Source organism: Bacillus sp. CDB3, assembly GCF_002081505.1.
Classification (GTDB): Bacteria; Bacillota; Bacilli; order Bacillales; family Bacillaceae_G; genus Bacillus_A; species Bacillus_A cereus_AT.
In genome coordinates this window covers 95,840-117,878 of record NZ_ALBR01000020.1, presented here as the reverse complement: position 1 = coordinate 117,878, position 22,039 = coordinate 95,840, and the positions used below count along the sequence as shown (strand labels likewise).

The window sequence follows — 22,039 nt, the reverse complement described above, 5'->3', positions numbered from 1 at the left end:
AGCTACTAGAAGGTATCCTTCTAGCCTACTCCCATTTATAAGTCCAAAATTGTTCAAGTTGCAGCCATTTTAATGTTGCTGCATCTTTGTTTTTATTTTTGCATGCGTTTCTTCTAGCATCGCTTCTGTTTGTGAACGATGCGCGCCTAGTGCAGCTAATTTATGTTCAAATACTTCACTAATATTATTTACAACATCCGGCTCACCGAGTACAGCTTCTCGATTTCTCGTAATCGCAACCGCATGAATGGCTGGACGTTCTTCTTTTGGCATACGCGATACAGCGCGAACTACAGCGCGGCCAAATGCATCATGATCTGGATGTACGCCGTGTTCTGGATAAAATGTAATAATTCGAGATGGATTTACTTCTTGAATGATCGCTTCGATTTTATCTGCAACAAAATCAACATCTTCAAATTCTAACGTTTTATCATGGAAACCGAGCATTCTTAAATCTTGAATCCCCATCGCTTCACATGCATCTTTTAATTCTTTTTCACGGATATTTGGAATCGTTTCACGGTTAGCGAATACGTTTTTCCCCATGTTACGTCCCATTTGTCCAAGAGTACCACATGCGTATGTTACAGGTACTCCTTGATCTGTTAATAAGCGAATTGTTCCTCCCGCAGCAAATGCTTCATCATCTGGATGCGGAAATACAACAAGTACATGTCTCTCCATAAGTTCCCCTCCTTCTTACTTAAATGGCGTTAAGCTTAATTCAAGTGCAACTGCTAAACGGCCTTGATTATCATGCCCTGCTAATAATAAACGCTCTTTATCGTCTACTTCCCAGTGCGTAATACCTTCTGCATATACCCAGCCATGATCCATTTTCAAACCAACTCGGTATGGGTTTGTTCCAGTTATTTTCCCGCGCTCAAAGCGAATAATTGCATTTCGAATGAATGCTCCAACTGTCATCATCTTTTCATTAAAGTGTGATGCATACGCTCCGTTCGTCGTTTCTAAATGAATATATACATCTTTATTTACAAAACGTTCAATTTCATTTTGAATAAGAGAACTATCTTTTACTATTTCCATCGGAATTCACCTCTTTAAACCATTTTACGCAAAAATAATGTAAATTGCTATCTCTATATTAGAGGACAATGCTCACTTTTCCTAATAATTTGCACTGTGTTTCTTTATTTTTTTATCCCGCATTAACGGGTAGTAAGATTCCCACCTCAAAGTCCAGCGAATACACGGCAGTTAGGTGGGAGATCAACTACCCGTAAAGGCCCGATTGGTTCAACTAATAATCAGTGGGGGATGAACACCCCCACTGATTAAAGTTTCACTTTATATCATATGTAGAATTGATATTTTTTCCTTCACTTTGTTAAATAGTTTTCTTTCTTTTTTGAATTTGCTACAATATAAATTACGCAGAGGGATGCATTTTTACAATTGAATACATACTTTAAAGAAGGTGACATGTTTGGAACATTCAGCACATGAAGTAGCAAATTGGCAATATTATTTTGCAATTGCCGTATTTTTAGTCACGTATGGATTTATTATTTCTGAGAAATTGAATCGTGCTGTAATTGCACTATTCGGTGCTGCTATTATGATTATTTTTGGAATTGTAGATTTACATACTGCTTTCACATCACATATTCAATGGGAAACGATCACCCTTTTAATTGGGATGATGATTCTCGTACATATTACGAGTCAATCAGGTGTATTTGAATTTGTAGCCATTAAAGCAGCAAAAGCAGCTAGCGGAAAACCAATCCGCATTTTATTGTTACTATCCCTATTAACCGCTGTCGGTTCTGCATTTTTGGACAACGTAACAACCGTATTATTAATCGTTCCTGTTACACTATCCATTACACGTATTTTAAAAGTAAATCCTGTTCCTTATTTAATTTCAGAAGTACTATTTTCAAATATAGGCGGAACAGCAACATTAATCGGTGACCCGCCGAACATTATGATTGGATCAGCAAATAAGCATTTAGACTTTAATGCCTTTTTACTTAACTTAGCTCCAATCGTAATTATTATTTCTATCGTTACACTTGGCATTATTTACTTCATGTATCGTAACAAACTAAAAACAACACCTGAGCAAATTAAAATATTAATGGCATTGAACGAAAAAGATTATATTAAAGATCAAAGCCTCCTTTTAAAATCCATTTCAATTTTAGGACTAACTATTTTAGGCTTTGTACTTCATTCGATTATTCATGTAGATGCTGCAGTTATCGCGATGACAGGTGCTACACTTCTTATGTTAATCGGTGTGAAAGAACATGAGATAGAAGATATATTTGCCCACGTTGAATGGGTAACCATTTTCTTCTTCGCTGGACTATTCGTTCTCGTTGGCGGGTTAATTGATATCGGACTTATTTCTTCACTCGCAAAAGAAGTACTCGACGTAACGAATGGTGATATCGGTTTTGCCGCTATACTTATCTTATGGGTATCAGGCATCGCATCTGCAACAATTGACAATATCCCATTTGTTGCAACGATGATCCCACTTATTCAAGACTTAGCTACAGGACTCGGACTATCTGTCGACTCTCCGCAAATCGAAGTACTATGGTGGGCGTTATCACTTGGAGCTTGCTTAGGAGGAAACGGAACGTTAATCGGAGCATCCGCAAACGTAGTCGTTGCTGGTATTGCAAAACGTGAAGGACATGGGTTCTCTTATATGGACTTCTTAAAAATCGGTTTCCCCTTAACGATCATTGCGCTATTGTTATCACATGCTTACATTTATTTACGTTACTTAATGTAAAAGTTGTATTGCATGAAATTATATCGTCAAATACAAAAGGTTTGCAGCATGATGCTGCAAACCTTTTCAGAGTGTTGGGAAACCCTTTAGGGTTCCCAACACTCTGAAATCTTTTTGATTTTAGCAAATGAAAACAACATAAAATAATAGAATTTAGAAAAATAGCCCTCCACCAGACCCTTTTTGGTCAGATGGAGGGCTATTTTTTTCATATTTTGACAAGCTGAGGTGAGATAAGCCTGCATTTGGACAGACTTCAGCCCCCGAAACCGAGCATATCGATAGCCATGGAGTTCTTTGGCGTCCGCAAAGCTTCGCTCTATAGTTGAACAGCGTACTTTATACAACTTTTTCCCTGTAACTGTTAGCTTGTTTTTTCTAGCGATATCTTTATATTTCTCCCATACATGATGAGTGATAACTTTTTGTTTCTGTTTCTTTGAAAAGCACACCTCACGTAGCGGACAAACAGCGCAGTCTTCTGGATTCGATTTATATTGACGATATCCTTCGCGATCCGTTGTCGCATACTCTAAAATACATCCCATCGGACAAGCAAATGCATTCATTTCTTCTACATATTTAAATTGGCTTTTCGGTACTTCTTTATTTCGCTTTCCAAATCGGCGATACCCCATCACCATAAATATATTTCTTTCTGATAATTTCTTACAGATATAACCTGTAAAATAGCCTGCATCAAGAGCTACAGCTTCCACCTTAAATCCGAATTTATTAATTTGAGCTTGTAGACGTGCTAAATACGGCTCGGAATCTGCCATATTTCCAGCCGTTATATAGGTATCTGTAATGATATTGTACTTCGCATCAGTTGTACGATGATCTAAGAAATGAAAACCGTTCGGTTTTCCATCTCTCATTAAAAATCCACTATCTGGATCCGTAGTGCTTATACGAGTTTTTTTAGTAGGGGTATCACTTTCCTTTCTAGGTTTTAATTCTTTTTTCCGTGTACCTCACGATCTTCGATTACCGCAGCTTCTAGTTCATCTATATAAAACTTTGCCTTTTCTTTTTTATATTTATGTACAAATTTATTTTTATTAGCATTGGCCTTAATATGTGTAGAATCTGTCATCAGTGCACGTCCTCCCACCATCCGGTTCTCCGTCGCTTGCCTCACAATCTCATCAAAAATTTCTTCGAAAATATTTGTATGAATAAAACGGGTACGGCGATTCCAACTGATTGTAGAATGATCTGGAATAGTATCTGATAGAGAAAACCCTAAAAACCAACGGTAGGCGATATTCGTTTTAATCTCCTTTTCCAATTGACGCTCAGAACGAATACCATAAAAATATCCAATAAACATCATTTTGAATAAAACGATAGGATGGATTGACGGACGTCCATTGTTTTCACAGTAATAAGGGCGTAACTTCTCCTCAATAAAATCAAAACGAATTGTCGCTTCAATCGCACGAAGGAAATGATCTTGTGGAACTAACTCTTCTACAGAAACAGATACACGTTCATCGCGATGATTTTTTAAAGCACCCATCATAAGAAATCTCTCCTTTTCCTCTTTTTTATCAGTGTTGACACATAAAAAGAGGTTCAGACACAAAAACAGGCTGTGGAGAAGACTTTCTCCACAGCCTGAAAAGGTTTGCAGCATGATGCTGCAAACCTTTTTTCTTCACCAAAATATGCCGATAATTGCTAATCCACCTAATATCATACCGCCAATTTGTCCAACGATTGTTGGCGATAGTTGAACACCCTTTCGCACTTCAACAACCGGTCTTTCATGCCTTAGTTGTTGCACTTCGCTTTGAAGTTGATGTACACTTCCGTGCAATTCTTTAATTAGTTCTTTTAATTCAGCGACCTCTTCATTTACTGGTTTTGTTTTTTCTAAATTCATTTTGCATAACTCCTTATAAATTCAATCAGTTCACTGTAAAATTTCGCCAATTATCATTATATCTCCTGCATACCGTATATTCAACAATTCTATTTTTTATAGTTTCTTTTCACACCTAAAAAACATAGCTTCATTAAAATTTAGCAGGTGTACCTTGGTGAAAATACATTTGCCACTTTCCTTCTCTAAATTTCCAAATTGAACTACGTAACGAGTGTTGATTATTTATTTCATTGAATATTCGATAAGTAGTTAATACTACATCTTTGGATAAAGGATGTACTTCAAAATCACTTAAAGTCATTTTTACCACGCCTATTCCATTTTTATCGATATCCTCATTTTTATATAAAACTTTACCAGAACTCCCAAACTCAAAAAAATCATCTGCAAGTATCTTTTTAAGCTCTTTTTGAGATGTGCGAACCTCTGGCTTAAGTAATCGTTCCTCTAGCTGATATAAACACTCTCTTAATGAAGAGAAACCTTCCATTAGTACACCCCTTTCTTCTAATTGTCTGAATATTTTTTCCACTGCACTATACAATTATTTCTGTATGTTTTTACTAGTTTTGCAGCTCTATCCATTCATCCCTCAATATCCCCATAATCATACGATCAAAACACTTCCCATCTCGCTGAACTGCTTCTCTCATACATCCTTCCATCTGAAAACCCATCTTTTTATACAGTGTAATAGCTGCCTTATTATAAGAAATAACATCGAGTCCGATGCGATGTAAATTCACTTCATAGAAAGCATACTTTAGAATAAGATGCATCGCTTCTCTCCCATACCCTTTTCCTCTATCATTTGCATCCCCTATACCAATTGCTAATAAACCTGTTCTGTTATTCCACTCTATGCCATGAATTGCAACAAAACCAATTAAGCGATCATCTTGAACTGTTCTTAACATGAAAGAAACACTATTCGATCTTCGTCCCTTAAATAGTCCATCATTTGATATTTCATGTAAAGATTGCGGGAATGCTAAGTCTGTATCTACATTTCTTAAATACTCACTATCCTCTTGCCACTTAGCCATTTCTTTAGCATCCGTTTCTCTAACAGCTGATAATTTAATTGTTTTATTTTGAAAAAGATTAATTGTCATCTGAAACTCCCCCTTTATTAAATAGCGGGGATACTTATTCTAGCCTATTTATCCCCTAGTTCCATAAACTCTTTTATAAACTGGATACTTACAATAAGCGCTGACATTGGCACATCTCCTTTATACTAAATTAACTTCATTGTATAATTTTTTATTTATTCTAACAATAACAGAAAGGCCCTCCAAATTTAGAGGGCCTTTCCTAATAGCAAAACTGTATTATTTCGTAAACATTTTCTCCGCTTCATCCATCGCCATTTTGTTGCCTAAAGCAGAATAGTCAAGCCATGGTTGGTCATTAATAATGTATACGTGCTTGCCTTTAACAGCTTTTAAGTCTTTCCAAATTGGTGTTTCTTGTAATTGTTTAAATGCTGCTTTCGCTTTATCATCTCTGTTTACAACAACGAAAATCGCATCTGCATCAAAGTCAGGTAATACTTCTTGTGAAATTACTTCGAAAGGACGGTTCCCATCAATTTTCTCTACACCATTTGCAGGTTGTAATCCTAAGTCTTGGAACAAAATTGGTCCCATCGGTCTTTTCGTACTAAATACACGTAATTCTTTTGCAGTCACTCGAATTGCCATTACTTTTTCGTTATTACCTAGCTCTTTATCAATTAAACTTTTCACTCGTTTTGATTGTTCTTCATAGTCTTGAATATATTTATCTGCTTCTTTCTCACGATTTACAAGTTTACCTACTTCTTTTAAATGATCTCTCCACGTACCTTCATCTAAATTAAAAGAATGTGTTGTTGCAATTTTTTCGTATTTCGCTAAATCTTTGCCAGCATATTTTTCATCCACATAAATTTCAGCAGGTTTTAATTGAAGCAATGCTTCCATGTTTGGATCTGTTACAACGCCTAGTTTCTTCGTATCCTTCAACTGCTCTTTTGCGTGTGGTAAGAAATCTTTTAAATCTCCACCAATAACAGAACCTACTGGTGTAATTCCTAATGCAAGTAAATCATTTGTTAAGTGAATAGACATTGAAGCAATTTTGGGATCATTACTTTTTTCCGTTTTTTTAGTTGCCTCTTCATTAGGTTTCGATTGACCACATGCTGCTAATACTAAAATACACATAATGCTAAATATAATGGAAAGTTTCTTTTTCATATGTTCTCCTCTTTGAAGTATTTATTTTGTTTTTGTAAGTAAATAAAGAAAATACGGCGCTCCTAAAGCCGATACTACTACACCAGCTGGAATAGAGTTTGGCTCGAATATAGAACGACCTATCGTATCTGCGAGTACTAAAATAATCATTCCAATAATGCCAGCTAACGGAAGGAATTGCTGATATGTACTACCTACTAACTTCCTTGCAATATGCGGAGAAACTAAGCCAATAAAGCCAATTCCCCCTGCCATTGATACGCTTGCACAAGACAATCCTACCGCTGTAGCTAAAAGTAGTAACCGTTCTTTTTGAACAGATACACCAAGTCCTGCTGCTACACTATCACCTAGTGACAGTGCATTTAACGTTTTAGATTTCAGCCATGCGTACGGAGTTAGTATCAAAATCCAAGGTAATAATGCTAGAACATGAATCCAATCTCTTCCCCACACGTTACCAACTAACCACCTAGAAGCGAATGTATACGTCTCATCATTTAATTTGAGCGAGAAAAATAACGAAAGTGCGCTAAAACCAGCTGAAACTGCAATACCAACGAGAATAAGTCTAATAGGGAGTAAACCTTTTGACCGATCACTCGCAAGTATAATAATTAAAAATGCAGCTAACACTCCTCCGCCAAATGTAAATAACGGTATTAAAATCGATGCACTCTCGTTAATAGAATGAAAGAAAGTAACAAATACAATAAGCCCGAAAGATGCACCCGAATGTAATCCAAGAATACCAGGATCTGCGAGTGCATTACGAGATAGCCCTTGCAAAATCGCACCGGAAACCCCAAGGCCAATACCCGCTAACATTGTGATTATAATTCTTGGCATACGATAATCGTATAGCACGGTTGCACTCTCAAAATCACCATAGCCAAAAAGCGTTTGAATTACTTTGAGCGGTGCGATGCTCAGCGTTCCCGTATTTAAGCTAATCAAAATTACAGCGATACTTATACATCCGAAAATTGTAGTTACAGTAATAACTCTCTTTTTATCCGTGTTAAAAAGATCCTTCACTTATAACTCCCTCCCAACTTTACGTGCTATATAAAGGAAGAACGGAACTCCAACAAGAGCTACCATAATTCCTATCGCAAGTTCTTTAGGAGGATTTACTGTTCTTGCTCCTAAATCAGCTAAAACTAATAACATAGCTCCTAATAATGCTGACATAGGAATAATAAGTTGATAATTAACACCTACTAATTTTCTAGCAATATGCGGAATGATTAGTCCTACAAATCCAATGGAGCCAACAGCTGAAACAGAAACACCTGCTAGAATCACTACCATAATCATCCCGAGTATTCTCGTTCGGTTCGTTTTTACACCTAAATTTGTAGCGACATCATCCCCCATTGATATGAGTGAAATAGATCGCCCTAGCGCTGTCGCAAAAACAATTGTTATGAGAATAATAGGCACTAAAAATTTCAAGTGTTCCCACTTAACGCCTGCAACACCACCAGCGTACCAAAAAGCTAAATCTTGACTTAAGTCAAAATAAATCGCGACACCTGAACTTAACGAATGTAAAAGCGCGGCCATAACTGCTCCTGCAATCGTTAACCTCATCGGCGTTAGCCCACCTGATGTTGCTGATCCGATAATAAAAATGAGTACTGTACTTAAAACAGCTCCAATAAAGGAGACAATCATTAAATAGGAATACGGCATATGCGGAAAAAAAGCAAAACTAAGTGCTACTACAAACATCGCTCCTGCATTTATTCCGAGCACACCTGCATCAGCTAAAGGATTTCGTGTTACCCCTTGCATAACAGCACCAGCGACTGCAAAAGCTGCTCCTACAACTGCCGCCCCAATTACCCTCGGAAGCCTTAATTCATAAATAATTTGATGCTGCGTTAATTTCGGATTGTAATCAAAAACCGCTGCCCACACCGTTTGCAAATGGATATCCTTTGCACCAAATGCAATGGCTAAAAATATAGATCCAATTAAACATAAAATTGTTAAGTTCATGAAAGAAATGAACTTAATATGTATCCAACGATTATTGCCAGCATGTACAGTAGACTTATGTAACATGTTTCATTTCATCCTTTATATTCAGTTGTTTTTTATAATTTTTTTTATTTATAACCATTATTGATAATAATTATCATTTTCATTTAGATATTATATCTCCACTTTTTTTAAATAGCAAACTATTTTTTTGCTTTGTTAAAATATTAAAATACTTATTACAATTCCCTTCTAAAACTTACAAATACATGCAAAATAGCACGATGTTATATTTTCAAATTTATAGTATACTGAGTTATTATTTTGATTTTTCAAACAAAAATCCTGAAGGTGAAAACATGTTTTATGTAAAACAACTACTCTATTTTACTTATGAACAAGCATTATCCTGTTTGTTCCCTGTCGTTATTTTTTTAACACTAGCCCTATCAAAAATCATTTCTATCCCAGGGCTATATCGCTATGATTTCATACTCATTGTCTGTCTTCTTATGCAGTGGATTATGTACAAGACTGGTCTTGAAACGAAAGACGAACTAAAAGTAATTACTGTCTTCCACCTCATCGGCCTTTTACTAGAAATATATAAAGTACATTTCGGTTCATGGAGTTATCCCGAAGAGGCATATTCGAAGATTTTTGGAGTTCCGCTTTACAGCGGTTTTATGTATGCGAGTGTCGCAAGTTACATATGCCAAGCGTGGAGAAGATTGCATTTACAAATGTATAATTGGCCAAAAGCCATTTTTGCCATACCGTTAGGAGCTATGATTTACTTCAATTTTTTCACACATCATTTTCTATATGACTTTCGATGGGTATTAACTTTACTATTATTCATTGTTTTCTTTCGCACATTTGTGGAATTTTCATTACGAGGCGTTACATATAAAATGCCGCTCGTTCTCTCTTTTTTCCTTATCGGATTCTTTATTTGGATTGCAGAGAATATCGCAACATTTTTTGGAGCGTGGCAATATCCAAACCAACAGGAAGCATGGAACCTTGTTCACCTTAGTAAAATTAGTTCATGGTTTTTACTCGTTGTTATTAGCATTATGATTGTTACACAACTTAAACATTTGAAGCAGTCGAAAAGAGAATGATGCTAATGTCCTCTTTTTTTATACATTCTAGAATTACAAACTACATAAAAAAACTCTAGTTAAAAAGCCGCTTCTCTTTTATAAGGAAGCGGTTTTTAACTGAATACAACTATGAATTAACTTTAACTGTTCTGTTTATATGTCTTTTCACTTTTGTCTTCCATACGATATATAATGTTTTCTCCTTCAACATCAATGTTAGGTAAAATTTTATCTAGCCATTTTGGCAAGTACCAGGCTGACTTGCCCATGAGAGTCATGACCGCAGGTACGATTGTCATTCTCACGATGAATGCGTCAAAGAAAACACCGAATGTAAGAGCCATCCCTATGGATTTAATGATGGTATCAGGTGCCAACATGAATCCAATAAATACAGACATCATAATTAATCCTGCTGCGACTACGACTCTACCGCTCTCTTGCATTCCTTCTAAAATAGCTCTCTTCGGATCGCTTGTATGCGTATAAACTTCTCGCATCTTGCTCACTAGGAACACCTCATAGTCCATGGCGAGTCCGAACAGAATGCCAATCAGAATGACAGGCAAGAAGGCTAAGATCGGACCGGCAGCCGGGAAACCAAATATATTTTGGAAATGTCCATCCTGTACGAAAAATACAACGGCTCCCAACGTAGCACCAAGAGAAAGTAGAAAACCTAATACCGCTTTTAATGGAATGAGCAGAGATCTAAACACTAGAACTAAGAGTATATATGCAAGTCCTACAATAAGAGCAGCGAAAACCGGCAAGGCATCACTTAGCTTTTGCACAATGTCAATATTCATCGCTGCTGTGCCCGTTACCATTAGTTTAATCCCATTTTCTTTCTCGGTCTGGTTCGATTTGTCCCGAATCGCTTTTACCAAATCCTTCGTCTTTTCATCGTCAGGTCCTGTTTTTGGTGTAACGGAAATCATATAAATATTTCCAGAAGGTCCAGGTATAGCTGGTGTCACACTTTTCACGTCAGATAAGTTACCCAATTCTTTTGCAATGGTGTTCATAGCATTTGGCATTTCAGCTGTTGCTTCCTCTGATTTTGCCACTACCACTAAAGAGGCATGAACCCCTTCTCCATATGCTTTCGTCAATAAATCATATGCTCTTCTTTCTGTCGTTTCTGTAGACTTTGTTGTTCCATCAGAAGGAAGGCCAAGGTTCATATGGAAAAATGGAATTGTAATCACTGCAAGTAGTCCGATTGCGAAAATCGTAACAATCAGAGGACGTCTTACGACAAATTCCCCCCATTTATTTGAACCAGCGTGTTTCTTACCTGCCCCAGTCATCTTTTGCAAGAATCGATTTTGTTTAGATGGGGCAATCTTATGGCCGACAAGCCCTAATATGGCTGGTAATATGACGACGGAAACTACCACAGCCAGTAACACAGTAAAGGCAGCGGATACGCCCATCGCTATCAGGAATGGAATCTTTGTAACAGACAGTCCCAAAAGACCAATAATAACAGTTAATCCTGCAAAGATTACGGCACTTCCCGCTGTTCCCGTTGCGATGGCAATAGATTCTGGAACAGAATCTCCTTGTGCAAGCTGCTGTCTAAAGCGATTGATAATGAAGAGCGCATAGTCAATGCCTACTGCGAGCCCCAGCATGGCAGCTAATGTTAAGGAAACAGCTTGGATTTCCACATAATTGGTCCCAATCATGATCCCTAGCATTCCAACTGCTAATCCGATTATCGCAGTGAGAATCGGCAGTCCAGCTGCTAGAAAAGAAACAAAGGTAAATGCCAGGACTACAAAGGCAACAAGCACTCCGACAATTTCAGTCATACCTAAAGTCTCTGAGTCGGAAAACTTAATATCGCCTCCTGATAACTCCGTTTGAATACCAGCATCCCTTGTTGTTTCAATACTATCTAAAACCTTATCTTTAGAAGCTTCTGTGACCTTTTCCGCTTTCACTTTGTACGTAACGACTGCATACCCCATTGTCTTATCTTCACTGAGATTCTGCAGTTGCATCGGTGTTGCCACAGAATCAACAGCTGAGTCTTTCTTAATCTCATCAAGAACTTCTGCAATTTTCTGTTGTACTTCCGCTGACTCCAAGGTTTCAGTTTTTTGTGCTTTAAACACCACTTTTACTTGGGCACCTGCTGGTTGCATCACTTTAAACTCTTTTTCAATTACTTTTCCTGCTTTATCTGCCGGTGTATTCGGAATACTCAGCTCATCCTTGAAAGAGGAACCCATGTTGACTGCAAAAAGCACTAATGCAATAAGAATTGCGAGTGTACTGAATATAACCTTTTTCCTATGATTTACTGCCCAATGTCCTAACTTATACAAATATCTCGCCAATTAAACCTCACCCTATTCTTTTCGAAATTTCTTCTTGTTTTTACGTTGTAATCTAGAAACACACAAACATAAATTTATATTATTAATATATAAAGATTATAAAATTTTTATTATAAATTATATCTGAATATCCCTCCCTATTTATAGCTTGCAGAATGGCGCCAAATTGCCGGTAGGAAACAAAGAAAATGGTACACATTGACAGCAATAATGTCCTTTTATACAATGACGTTATCACTACGCTAACAATTGTACTTACATGTGTAAGTATAGCAGTGGATTTTCATCTTTCAAGCAATATGTGATGATTTTCACTTAAAACGAACAGAATGAAGGGATGTGTTAGCTTTGAGAAAGTCAAGAGAAGACAGTATACACTCTCAGACATACATTATGGAGGCATTAAGTGCACTGTTGCATGAACATAAACTGCAAGATATAACGGTAACAGCTATTTGCAAAAAGGCTGGAGTTGCCAGAGTCACATTTTACAAATACTATCGCAACGTTTACGACGTCGTGCAAGTATCTGTGGATGAAATTGTTCAACAATTCTTGAATGAGGTTGATAGTTTGGACCCGTATGAAAGTATGCAGCTAATTATTGAATATATCATAGAGGGATTTGTGTCTGCACAGAAGCCATCAGGAAAATTGATTGATTCAAATATATCTAGTATGATGCTTGATTATTTGAATTACACAATGGAAAAGGTCTTTCAAGCGGATATTACGCGCAATCATGACATAAGTAGAATGCAAATCCTATTTTTAGCAGGCGGTATCTTTAATATTGTTAACGATTGGCTTAAAAGAGGGGCAAAGGAATCTCCCCAAGCACTTGCTGCAAAAATATATGAGATTCTTCCATATGGGACAACAAATACAAGAAATCCGGAAATTTCATGATACAACTGTTATATCTTTTATTACATCGCAAAAATGCTACAGTTCATCTAACCATAAACGACCGTTAATGGAACTTTAGTTATTTCTACTCAAATAGAGAAAAATACTATTCAAATTTAGTTACAAAACTCATTGCCAAAAACAAAAGGCCCTAACATATTAACCATGTATAATATGTTAGGGCCTTGATATTTTAAGTGTTTTTTAATTCAGGTATTGATAATTTTAAAACTGTAGAGCCTTTTTATATTTTTACTTTGCTGCTTTTATAATCCGTTCCATCGCCTTCATTTGCCCAATATGATCTGCTTCATGATAAAGCATCATACCGTAAAGCTCTCCAACTGTTTCCAATCCTAAAAATGGCTCTGGAAGTTTATTTTCAAATGCTTCTTCCGGAAGTTCATTAATGCGCTTTGCTTGTTCTTTTAATTGAGCCGTTAACACTTCCAATGACGGCCCTTCTGTTTTCCATTTAGATGGTCTTGATCCATATCCAAACATGCCTGGATATTCAGTTGGTAATTGTTTAAATTCTCTTCCAAACATGAAAGTCTCTGCCGCTGTTAACACGTGACCAATATGCCAACGAATTGTATTGTTAAAGCCCTCTGGCTGTGTATCCGCAGTTTTATCATCTAACGTTTCCATAAATTTAAGTAATGCTCCACGTGTCATTTCAAATTGTTTCAAACCAACTATTCTATTCATTTTATCGTTTCCTTCCTTGATGTACAATTTATTATGAGCTAATAATGTTACAGTCATTAAAGTTTTACCTTGTTTAATTTATCAGAAACAATTAAAAAATACACCTAATATGCTCACTGAAAACAACAAAAAAGGTTCACTCCTCGTAAATATAGAATTACTTACTGCACAAATATTTCTGTAAACAAAAAGGAGTGTAATGCATGATAGATGTTTTAAAACAACAATATAATCTTATTAGCGCTACAAGAGAAACTCTATTTACGTTTTTGGAAGAAATCCCACGAGAAAAATTGAACAGCACAGTTCCTAACTTCGGAAGTGGCAGCATTATAAAAACCCATATTCATGTAGCCGATTGCTATCGATATTGGCTCGGATCATTCGCATTTAAACAAAAACGAGCAGATTTTTCATTTGCTAGCGATCACGAAATTGAGCATGCAGATGTCGAAACAGTTCGTACTAGATTTAAGTTAGTAGATGAAACTGTACAACGCTTTTTAGATGAATATAATGACCGGTGGCTCGAAAACATAGCAAATGAAGTGAAATGGCAACAAGAACCTTGGAGCACAACTCCGCTATGGCTTTTAACTCATACAGAAACACATGAGTTTCATCATAAAGGCCAAATCGTATCAATGGCTCGTCACCTTGGATATACTCCTCCTGATACAGACCTTAGTTAGTTAATTACTGCAACTGAACTTAATAAACACAAAAAGAAAGAGCACGTTTTGATTAATCTTTTTCAAAACATGCTCTTTCTTTCCGTAAATAAGTTAATCGTTTATTATATTACTTGCTCACCTATAACACCTGTTAATTAAAAGAATCCCTCGTTACCTCAATAAATTGCTGTAACGGCGATGTCATCCATTTATCTTTATGCCAAGCAATTTGTGTATAAATCGGCGTGATTGTATTTTCTAAATGCAACTCTTTTATCGTTCCCTCTCGTATATCTTTTTCTACTACTATTGCCGGCAAAACTGCTACACCTAAATCTGCAATAACGCATTGTTTAATTGCCTCGACACTAACAAACTCAATCTTATTTGCCGGATATACGTCTTCCGCACGAAATAACTCCTCAAATAAAGTCCGATACGAGCAACCGAGTTCTGTTAATAAAAGTGTCTCACTCTCTAAATCTTTTGTAGAAACGAAAGGTTGTTCAAGCAAACGATGCCCCGGAGCAACTACTACTTTTAATTCTTCTTTCATAAGCGGCTCCACATGCAAAACATCTTCTGTTTTACATTCATCCAAAATAAATGCAAGGTCTAATTTTCCCTCCATTAATTGTTCCTTCGCATCTTTATTGGAATGCGCCGGTTTAAATATAAGTTTTATTTGAGGAAATTGTGTTTTAAACCTCTTTAATATAGATGGAAGCCTATATGTACACTGACTTTCTTGTGCACCAATTATTAACGTACCTGCCATTTCTTCATCATCTTTCACAGCCATTTTTGCTTCGTTACTAAGTGCAATCATCTTATCAGCATATAGTTGAAACTTTCTTCCGGCTTCAGTTAAGAAAAGGCGTTTTCCTAATCTCTCAAATAACGGCGTACCGAGCTCAGCCTCTAACGTTTTAATTTGCGCTGTTACGCTCGATTGGGCAAAGTTTAATTTCTTCGCAGTTTGTGTAAAATTCAAAGTTTCTGCCGCTACTTTAAATGTAATTAATTGTTTTATCTCCATTTATCATCCCTCTTTTCAATCGATATTTCCGATTGATTTTATCGAAATAATCCTCTTTGTCTATTGATATTTGTATTGTATGATAAAGAGCATCAACAAACAATATAAATGGAGGTATTCCATATGAAAGCACTTTGTTTCGAAACATTCGGAGACGCTAATGTACTACAATATAAAGAAATACATGATCCAATCTTAAATCCAAATGAAATTCTTGTCCGCACGAAAGCTATCGGTTTAAACTTTGCTGATATTTATAGACGCCGCGGTGATTATCATCTCGCTGGCAATCCGCCTTATATATTAGGTTACGAAGGGGCTGGAATTGTTGAAAAAGTAGGCGCTAACGTTACTCCTATCAATGCTGGAGACCGCATTGCATTTGCGGATGTTCCATTTGCAAATGCAGAATTAGTTGCCGTTCCATCAGAAAAAGCAATCCCACTTCCAGATTCTATTTCTTTTGAAACAGCCGCTTCTGTCTTATTACAAGGATTAACAGCACATTATTTAACGAAAGATAGCTATCAAATAAAACAGGGTGATATAGCTTTAGTACATGCCGCAGCTGGTGGTGTTGGTCAGCTTCTCATCCAAATGATTAAACTACAGGGCGGAACAGTAATCGGTCTTACATCATCAAAAGAAAAAGCACAAGTAGCTACGTTAGCTGGTGCTGATCACGTATTTTTATATACTGAAGCATGGCCTACGAAAGTACTTGAAATAACCAATGACGCTGGCGTAAATGTTGTGTATGAATCAGTAGGTTCTACATTAGAGGAAAGTTTTAACGCTACTAAAATTGGCGGTACTGTCGTATTTTACGGAATGGCCGGCGGTAATCCTGCGCCAGTTGATCCTCGTATGCTTATGGATACTTCGAAAACTTTAACTGGCGGAGACCTTTGGAACGTTCTTACTACGTATGAAGAACGCAAGCAACGCTCTACTCAATTATTTGATTGGATCACTACTGGAAAATTAAACATCGCGAGTCCTGCTACATTCGCTTTGCAAGATGGTGCTCTTGCACATGAATTATTAGAGAGCAGAAAAAGTACAGGGAAGATTTTATTAATCCCGTAATCGTTCCAATTTAAAAAGGAAAAATTCCATAATAAAAGAGCATCGATTACGATGCTCTTTTATTATGGAATTTTATTCGTTTCTTTTTATTTCAGTAATTTCCGGCTCATCATATGAAATAATGTCGATTATATGGTTCAAACAAGGAATTTGATAGTGAATGAACTGCTCTCCAGGAAATATAAATTCAGCAATTGTTCCTGCTTTAACAAAATCTAAATATCTTGATTTTGAGTAAATCTTAAAAATTTCACCCTCTGAAATTTCGTAATCATCCATTACAGTAAACGATTCATTAGTAATAGAGTAAGCAACGTACGTTTCAAAATCCAATTGCAGAATTGATAGATTTTCATCAACATCAATGGAATATGCTTCTAATTCAACCTCATCTGTGATTTTTACGAGGCTTTTAGTTTCGTTAACTTCACATCTATCAATAAGCACCCTCAGTGAATTATCTTCTGGTTCGAACAATTTGTTTAAATATATATATCCTTTAAATTTCATCAAATCATGAAAATACATTGCCTTACCCCCAGCTTAAACATCTAACAAAAACAGCGGCAAATCGCTTTACACTTACACTACTACTCAGCGAAGGTTTCCTCCACACTTTCTTTCCCTTTTGCAACATAGCTCATATCTCCAACCGACTCGACTGTGTATGTTCCATCTTGATATACAATCTTCGTCACACTAGCATTTTCCACTCCAAGCTTTGTTTTACTACGATCTAACATTTCTATTAAGGCAGTAATCAAAAGCCCATGAACGACAACTAAAACGTTGCCACCTCCATTTTTAGCAGCTTCTTCACTAATTTTATCAATCTCTGTTTTTATACGAGTAGAAAATAATTCCCAATCTTCCGCTTGTTTCGTAGGGTCTGCTGCTCTAATAAGATTAATCACTTCTTGAATAGAAAACTTCATGAGTTCTTCTGGTGATGTAACACCTGCAGCTTTTCCAATCGTATCCCACATATTGTCAAGTTTTTCACCTTCAAAAATACCGAAATTTAATTCTCGTAAATCTTTTCTTTTCTCAAGTTTCAATTTTGATTGCTCACTATATTTTAATACTAAATTAGCAGTTTCAATCGCTCGAGCGCTATCACTACTATACGCATTCGTAAAATGAATATCTTTTAATCCCGTTCCTAAATTTGTGGCAACTTCCACACCTTTTTCTACTAACGGAGAGTCTGCCCAACCTTGCGCGCGATGATTCGCATTTAATATTGTTTTACCGTGTCTTGTAACATATAACGTAACTACATTCTCATTGCTATCTGTTTCTCGATTCTTCATTATATTCTCTCCCTTTGCATTTCTATATCAATTTTACCACCTTAATTATTCATTGGGCAAAATATACGTAAATAGATCTGCTTAATAAAAAAACGCTATCTTTCTGTACATTCCTACAAAAAGATAGCATCTTTTATGAGTTCATTTACTTTACCTTAATGGTTCTTATTCGATATTCCTATTCAGAAAAAGCACTCGAATATTGAACAACTCCTTCTGCACCTTGAAGAGCGTTCTCTCTTAGCTCCATCACCATAAACACTTCATCTGGCACTTCAAATGGTGCTTTTATATTCCACTGACTTGCGCGTTCAAAACCGAATTTCGGATAGTACTCTGGATGCCCTAATACCACAACAGATTCATATCCTAGTTCTTTCGCTTTTTCTAAAGCAGCCGTGGTAAGCTTTCCGCCAATTCCTTTCTTCTGATGGCCCCTAGCAACTGATACTGGTGCAAGTGCTAATGATTCTACAGAAGTTCCATCCTGTTCTATTGTAATTTTTGATAACAAAATGTGCCCCACTATTCCCTCATCAACCGCAACTAATGATAATTCTGGAATAAATGCATCACATTTTCTAATACGTTTTACAAGTTCATGTTCTTTTTTATCACTAAATTCTTCATTTAAAAATGCTTGTTTTACAACTTCTTCTGTCTTACTATAATCATTTTTTTGTTCTTGTCTAATCGTTACCATTCTATATTATCCTCTATTCTTTCTTATTTCTTTTTCAATTTTACGAAGCGCTTTTTTCGATCCGCGCTCAATATCGTGTTGCATTTTTCTTTCTTTATAATCAACAAATAGTGTATTTAAATCATATCCTTCTGGGTATAATTCTTTCGCCGCTACCTCTAAAGTAGTACGTTTCACATTCACTTCAACGAATTCACCGTTATAATATACAACGACATTATAGAAATTATCTTTTTCCTTATATACAATCCCGAAATCGTTATAATCTAACAAATTCACACGGTCGCCAATTTTATATTCATAGTCATTTTCTCTTTTTCCTTGCACCATTTTCGGTTTTCTAATTTTACTTTCATTCACTTTTTCTATAGCGTATTCTTTATTTCCCATATACTCTTTCGCTCTTTGCAGTACATGTTCTCTCACATTCATTTTATTCGCAATCCAAAGTGCATTACTTTCACCTGATTTACCGATCACTAATTTATAAAGCGGTTCTAACGTTTCACTATTAAATTGCATCGCTGCATTCATAAAGGCACTATGCATTTCTGAAAATCGTTTAATTTCACCGTAATGCGTACTTGCAATTGTAATACATCCTGTTAGATAAAATTCTTCTAAAATAGATATCGCAAGCGCCGCACCTTCATTCGGTTCTGTGCCGCTTCCTATTTCATCAAATAATAGCAACGTATTATTATTTGACACCCTCATAATCTCGGAAAGATTTTTCATATGAGATGAAAATGTGCTTAGTGCATTTTCGATACTTTGATTATCACCAATGTCTACAAATACATTTTCGAAAATAGCAATTTCCGTTTCTTTATCTCCAGCGATATGAAGGCCTGACATTGTCGCTAATGTTAACAATCCGATTGTTTTCAGCACAATTGTTTTCCCGCCCGCATTTGGTCCTGTAATAATTAAACTTCGGTAGTTTTGACCGATTTCAAAGTTTAATGGTACTACTTTCCCACTTAAAAGCGGATGCTTACAATTCACTAAATGAATGTAGCCATGATCATTTAATTTCGGCTCTATTCCATCGATTGATTTACTAAACTTCGCTTTCGCAAATACCATATCATATTGACTAATCAATTCCATATTAATTTTTATATGATAAATATTTTCTAATACCATTCCTGATAAAGTCGCTAAAATTTGATACTCTTCCATCGCTTCTTCTGCTTTCCAACTTGCGAGCTCCGCATTTAACTTTGTAACCGTATGTGGTTCTATAAATACAGTAGAACCTTTAGCGGAAGCTTCAACAATACTTCCCGCAACTTGATTTTTATAGGTAGATTTGATTGGAATCGTATAGCGATCATCCTTTTTACTAATAAAGAATTCTTGAATATACTTCTTATTTGCACTACTATTTAAAAACTTCGTTAAACGTTCTTTTATTTTCCCATCTACAGAATCAATGTTATTTCGAATTCGTTTTAACTCTTTACTAGCCGCTGCATCAATGCTATTTCCTTTAATTGAAAAGTTAATTTCCTCTTCAATACTTTTAAATTCAGTCATTGAATTTGCATAGGAAGCTAATACTGGCGCAAAAAATTCTTTATCTAGCATAAACTTTTTAATCTTTCGGCACCCACGTAAGAAGTCTGAAACGCTCACTAACTCCGCTGGGTCCAAAATCATCCCTTTTTCTAATTTTTGAATTGTACTAGCGATATTGGAAATTCCGAAGAAAGGAACATGCCCTTCTGCATCTACTATAGCTCGTGCTTCTGTCGTTTCATTTAAGCGATTTCTCACTACTTTTATACTCGTACTCGGCTCTAATTTATTTAATAATTCCTTACCTAATCCACTTACACAATATGATTTCACTATTTCCATTAATTCGTTATATTGTAACTTTCCAAAAGTCATCGTATTCATTTTGTTTCTCCTCACTATGATTGATTTATATCATAAATGAAGATACCTACTCATTAGATTCCAATGAGTTCTACATTATTCAATTACCATTTTTATACATTAAAAACATATACAAAAAAGCTGCGGGGATACCGCAGCTTTTACATTTACAAGGCAAGTGTAATAACATATGAGAAAATAAGCCATAAAAAACAGATGGCAATCCCCTTATTACACGCTTTATAAAGTATTGTAGGTATCTTCATAGGTTTCGAAATAAATCCATGACAAAATTAGGGGTATGATGTACATAAAAATCCCCTGGTCTTATCCGATTTATTTCATTAAATTTTTCCTATTTAGTACCTACCGCACTCACAAAAAGCACCTCTCATTAATTTATATTATAGTCATTGAAATCTAATTTACTGAAATCATCATACTATATGTTTTGTAATAAGTAAAGGTGTCAGACTATTTCCTTTCACACCTGAGGAAGGCCCCTTTCTTCACTTCGTAGACCGTAAAACTTTCATATAATCAGCCTTTTTCTCAAGGGTCTTTTTCGCATCTTCAGCCGTTAATATATCATCTACTGCAATATTTTTTAATACATCCTTATTAACGTCTGGCAGCTTAATCGTTATATCTTCCACACTACTCTTACTATTTTCAATCGTTTTATTGAATTCCTTAATACTTCTTGTAGCCTCCGCTAATGTTTCCATATGTACAGGATTGTTTACATCTAAAACAGTATTACTTCTAAAAACTGCTGTATAATACTGCTTCAAATTTTTCTTCGCTATTTCTTTCTCAGCATTTTTATCGAAAACAGTATCCCCCGCCTGTATTTGATCGAAAACAAGGATAGTATTACTCTCTTTTTTTTCATAATATGTATTGAATCTTTCTTGTAAATCATTCGCTTCTTTTTTTATTTTATAGTTATCATTATTTACTTTTGGAGAGATTTGTCCCTCGAAAGAAAGTTGAAATTGCAAATACGGTTCATCGACTTGCTGTACAGAAACTATCCGCCACTTTGGACCAAGGAAATCTTTTCCGCTATCCAGTGTTTCAACTTGGTTTAGTTTAACAGAAATACCATACTCCGATTTTGTATAACTTTGTGCTTTTTGTTCAAGTTCTTCATCCGTTATATCACATGATGTTAATAGTAATAAAATAAATGCTATGCTATATTTCATTTTTGTTTTTTTCATATTTCCTCTCCTTTTTCTACTAATTCCTATACAGAAATACCCTTAAAAATTTAAAATTACGATTTATATAAAGAACTTCCTCTAATAACCGCTACATCAAATTGTCTCCGCTAACATTAATAA

At 35.8% G+C, this 22,039-nt stretch carries 21 protein-coding genes and 1 pseudogene; 5 read left to right on the top strand and 17 right to left on the bottom strand.

The window, feature by feature from the left end; translation table 11 throughout:
- Window positions 1-25 precede the first annotated feature (25 nt).
- Together bshB2 and CDB3_RS06980 are read right to left on the bottom strand one after the other, a co-directional pair.
- Window positions 26-687: pseudogene (gene bshB2 / locus CDB3_RS06985) on the bottom strand (bacillithiol biosynthesis deacetylase BshB2).
- A gap of 15 nt (window positions 688-702) precedes the next feature.
- Complete coding sequence (locus CDB3_RS06980) at window positions 703-1,053, bottom strand: YojF family protein (RefSeq protein ID WP_000407039.1); 351 nt, start codon at window positions 1,051-1,053, stop codon at window positions 703-705.
- Between the two features lie 400 nt (window positions 1,054-1,453).
- On the opposite strand from CDB3_RS06980, the gene CDB3_RS06975 reads away from it, so the two are divergent.
- Window positions 1,454-2,779 carry an ArsB/NhaD family transporter gene (locus CDB3_RS06975; protein WP_128853884.1) on the top strand — a complete coding sequence of 442 codons (1,326 nt, stop codon included), beginning with the start codon at window positions 1,454-1,456 and terminating at the stop codon, window positions 2,777-2,779.
- 86 nt (window positions 2,780-2,865) lie between these two features.
- Here CDB3_RS06975 and CDB3_RS06970 read toward each other — a convergent pair.
- From CDB3_RS06970 to CDB3_RS06940, 7 genes are all read right to left on the bottom strand, one after another.
- A protein-coding gene (locus CDB3_RS06970; RefSeq protein WP_372708522.1) for an IS1182 family transposase occupies window positions 2,866-4,307 on the bottom strand; the annotation gives its coding sequence in 2 pieces (ribosomal slippage) (window positions 2,866-3,746 and window positions 3,746-4,307; 1,443 coding nt in all).
- Window positions 4,308-4,442: 135 nt separating this feature from the next.
- The gene (locus tag CDB3_RS06965; protein ID WP_128853883.1) at window positions 4,443-4,670 is read right to left on the bottom strand and encodes a coiled-coil domain-containing protein; all 228 of its coding nucleotides are present in this window, start codon (window positions 4,668-4,670) and stop codon (window positions 4,443-4,445) included.
- A gap of 133 nt (window positions 4,671-4,803) precedes the next feature.
- Entirely contained in the window at window positions 4,804-5,163 is a 360-nt protein-coding gene (locus CDB3_RS06960; protein WP_128853882.1) for a nuclear transport factor 2 family protein, read from the bottom strand.
- Window positions 5,164-5,236: 73 nt separating this feature from the next.
- Window positions 5,237-5,788 (bottom strand): GNAT family N-acetyltransferase, encoded by a 552-nt coding sequence (locus CDB3_RS06955; RefSeq protein ID WP_128853881.1) that lies wholly within the window; start codon window positions 5,786-5,788, stop codon window positions 5,237-5,239.
- Window positions 5,789-6,007: 219 nt separating this feature from the next.
- The gene (locus tag CDB3_RS06950; RefSeq protein ID WP_128853880.1) at window positions 6,008-6,916 is read right to left on the bottom strand and encodes an iron-hydroxamate ABC transporter substrate-binding protein; all 909 of its coding nucleotides are present in this window, start codon (window positions 6,914-6,916) and stop codon (window positions 6,008-6,010) included.
- 21 nt (window positions 6,917-6,937) lie between these two features.
- A complete protein-coding gene (locus tag CDB3_RS06945) occupies window positions 6,938-7,954 on the bottom strand; it encodes a FecCD family ABC transporter permease (protein ID WP_128853879.1) in 1,017 nt (338 codons plus the stop codon).
- Window positions 7,955-8,989: a FecCD family ABC transporter permease gene (locus tag CDB3_RS06940; RefSeq protein ID WP_128853878.1), complete on the bottom strand. Its 1,035-nt coding sequence runs from the start codon at window positions 8,987-8,989 to the stop codon at window positions 7,955-7,957.
- Between the two features lie 275 nt (window positions 8,990-9,264).
- Between CDB3_RS06940 and CDB3_RS06935 the strand changes: the two genes are divergently transcribed.
- A complete protein-coding gene (locus CDB3_RS06935; protein ID WP_128853877.1) occupies window positions 9,265-10,032 on the top strand; it encodes a DUF817 domain-containing protein in 768 nt (255 codons plus the stop codon).
- A 122-nt stretch (window positions 10,033-10,154) separates the two neighbouring features.
- Here CDB3_RS06935 and CDB3_RS06930 read toward each other — a convergent pair whose 3' ends face one another.
- Window positions 10,155-12,365 (bottom strand): MMPL family transporter, encoded by a 2,211-nt coding sequence (locus CDB3_RS06930; protein WP_179139672.1) that lies wholly within the window; start codon window positions 12,363-12,365, stop codon window positions 10,155-10,157.
- A gap of 393 nt (window positions 12,366-12,758) precedes the next feature.
- Here CDB3_RS06930 and CDB3_RS06925 point away from each other — a divergent pair, with 393 nt between their 5' ends.
- Window positions 12,759-13,274, top strand: a complete 516-nt coding sequence (locus CDB3_RS06925; RefSeq protein ID WP_128853876.1) for a TetR/AcrR family transcriptional regulator — start codon at window positions 12,759-12,761, stop codon at window positions 13,272-13,274.
- Window positions 13,275-13,526: 252 nt separating this feature from the next.
- Here CDB3_RS06925 and CDB3_RS06920 read toward each other — a convergent pair whose 3' ends face one another.
- Window positions 13,527-13,985, bottom strand: a complete 459-nt coding sequence (locus CDB3_RS06920) for a DinB family protein (RefSeq protein WP_128853896.1) — start codon at window positions 13,983-13,985, stop codon at window positions 13,527-13,529.
- A 203-nt stretch (window positions 13,986-14,188) separates the two neighbouring features.
- Between CDB3_RS06920 and CDB3_RS06915 the strand changes: the two genes are divergently transcribed.
- Complete coding sequence (locus CDB3_RS06915; RefSeq protein WP_128853875.1) at window positions 14,189-14,677, top strand: DinB family protein; 489 nt, start codon at window positions 14,189-14,191, stop codon at window positions 14,675-14,677.
- Between the two features lie 133 nt (window positions 14,678-14,810).
- On the opposite strand, the gene CDB3_RS06910 is transcribed toward CDB3_RS06915, so the two are convergent.
- Window positions 14,811-15,698, bottom strand: coding sequence for a LysR family transcriptional regulator (locus tag CDB3_RS06910; protein ID WP_128853874.1), 888 nt, complete (start codon window positions 15,696-15,698; stop codon window positions 14,811-14,813).
- Window positions 15,699-15,821: 123 nt separating this feature from the next.
- Here CDB3_RS06910 and CDB3_RS06905 point away from each other — a divergent pair, with 123 nt between their 5' ends.
- Window positions 15,822-16,787, top strand: a complete 966-nt coding sequence (locus CDB3_RS06905) for a quinone oxidoreductase family protein (RefSeq protein WP_128853873.1) — start codon at window positions 15,822-15,824, stop codon at window positions 16,785-16,787.
- 72 nt (window positions 16,788-16,859) lie between these two features.
- On the opposite strand, the gene CDB3_RS06900 is transcribed toward CDB3_RS06905, so the two are convergent.
- The 5 genes from CDB3_RS06900 to CDB3_RS06880 all read right to left on the bottom strand — a co-directional run bounded on the left by CDB3_RS06900 (window position 16,860) and on the right by CDB3_RS06880 (window position 21,916).
- Window positions 16,860-17,315 carry a hypothetical protein gene (locus CDB3_RS06900; protein WP_128853872.1) on the bottom strand — a complete coding sequence of 152 codons (456 nt, stop codon included), beginning with the start codon at window positions 17,313-17,315 and terminating at the stop codon, window positions 16,860-16,862.
- A gap of 62 nt (window positions 17,316-17,377) precedes the next feature.
- Entirely contained in the window at window positions 17,378-18,100 is a 723-nt protein-coding gene (locus CDB3_RS06895) for a histidine phosphatase family protein (protein ID WP_128853871.1), read from the bottom strand.
- Between the two features lie 178 nt (window positions 18,101-18,278).
- Window positions 18,279-18,803, bottom strand: a complete 525-nt coding sequence (locus CDB3_RS06890) for a GNAT family N-acetyltransferase (RefSeq protein WP_128853870.1) — start codon at window positions 18,801-18,803, stop codon at window positions 18,279-18,281.
- A 6-nt stretch (window positions 18,804-18,809) separates the two neighbouring features.
- Window positions 18,810-20,711, bottom strand: coding sequence for an endonuclease MutS2 (locus CDB3_RS06885; RefSeq protein ID WP_128853869.1), 1,902 nt, complete (start codon window positions 20,709-20,711; stop codon window positions 18,810-18,812).
- A 488-nt stretch (window positions 20,712-21,199) separates the two neighbouring features.
- Complete coding sequence (locus CDB3_RS06880; RefSeq protein WP_128853868.1) at window positions 21,200-21,916, bottom strand: hypothetical protein; 717 nt, start codon at window positions 21,914-21,916, stop codon at window positions 21,200-21,202.
- Window positions 21,917-22,039: the final 123 nt, after the last annotated feature.

Coding starts and splice junctions, on each gene's coding strand:
- CDB3_RS06980 (WP_000407039.1), bottom strand. CDS start 1,053: ATGGAAATAGTAAAAGATAGTTCTCTTATTCAAAATGAAATTGAACGT.
- CDB3_RS06965 (WP_128853883.1), bottom strand. CDS start 4,670: ATGAATTTAGAAAAAACAAAACCAGTAAATGAAGAGGTCGCTGAATTA.
- CDB3_RS06960 (WP_128853882.1), bottom strand. CDS start 5,163: ATGGAAGGTTTCTCTTCATTAAGAGAGTGTTTATATCAGCTAGAGGAA.
- CDB3_RS06955 (WP_128853881.1), bottom strand. CDS start 5,788: ATGACAATTAATCTTTTTCAAAATAAAACAATTAAATTATCAGCTGTT.
- CDB3_RS06950 (WP_128853880.1), bottom strand. CDS start 6,916: ATGAAAAAGAAACTTTCCATTATATTTAGCATTATGTGTATTTTAGTA.
- CDB3_RS06940 (WP_128853878.1), bottom strand. CDS start 8,989: ATGTTACATAAGTCTACTGTACATGCTGGCAATAATCGTTGGATACAT.
- CDB3_RS06935 (WP_128853877.1), top strand. CDS start 9,265: ATGTTTTATGTAAAACAACTACTCTATTTTACTTATGAACAAGCATTA.
- CDB3_RS06925 (WP_128853876.1), top strand. CDS start 12,759: ATGGAGGCATTAAGTGCACTGTTGCATGAACATAAACTGCAAGATATA.
- CDB3_RS06920 (WP_128853896.1), bottom strand. CDS start 13,985: ATGAATAGAATAGTTGGTTTGAAACAATTTGAAATGACACGTGGAGCA.
- CDB3_RS06915 (WP_128853875.1), top strand. CDS start 14,189: ATGATAGATGTTTTAAAACAACAATATAATCTTATTAGCGCTACAAGA.
- CDB3_RS06910 (WP_128853874.1), bottom strand. CDS start 15,698: ATGGAGATAAAACAATTAATTACATTTAAAGTAGCGGCAGAAACTTTG.
- CDB3_RS06905 (WP_128853873.1), top strand. CDS start 15,822: ATGAAAGCACTTTGTTTCGAAACATTCGGAGACGCTAATGTACTACAA.
- CDB3_RS06900 (WP_128853872.1), bottom strand. CDS start 17,315: ATGTATTTTCATGATTTGATGAAATTTAAAGGATATATATATTTAAAC.
- CDB3_RS06895 (WP_128853871.1), bottom strand. CDS start 18,100: ATGAAGAATCGAGAAACAGATAGCAATGAGAATGTAGTTACGTTATAT.
- CDB3_RS06890 (WP_128853870.1), bottom strand. CDS start 18,803: ATGGTAACGATTAGACAAGAACAAAAAAATGATTATAGTAAGACAGAA.
- CDB3_RS06885 (WP_128853869.1), bottom strand. CDS start 20,711: ATGAATACGATGACTTTTGGAAAGTTACAATATAACGAATTAATGGAA.
- CDB3_RS06880 (WP_128853868.1), bottom strand. CDS start 21,916: ATGAAAAAAACAAAAATGAAATATAGCATAGCATTTATTTTATTACTA.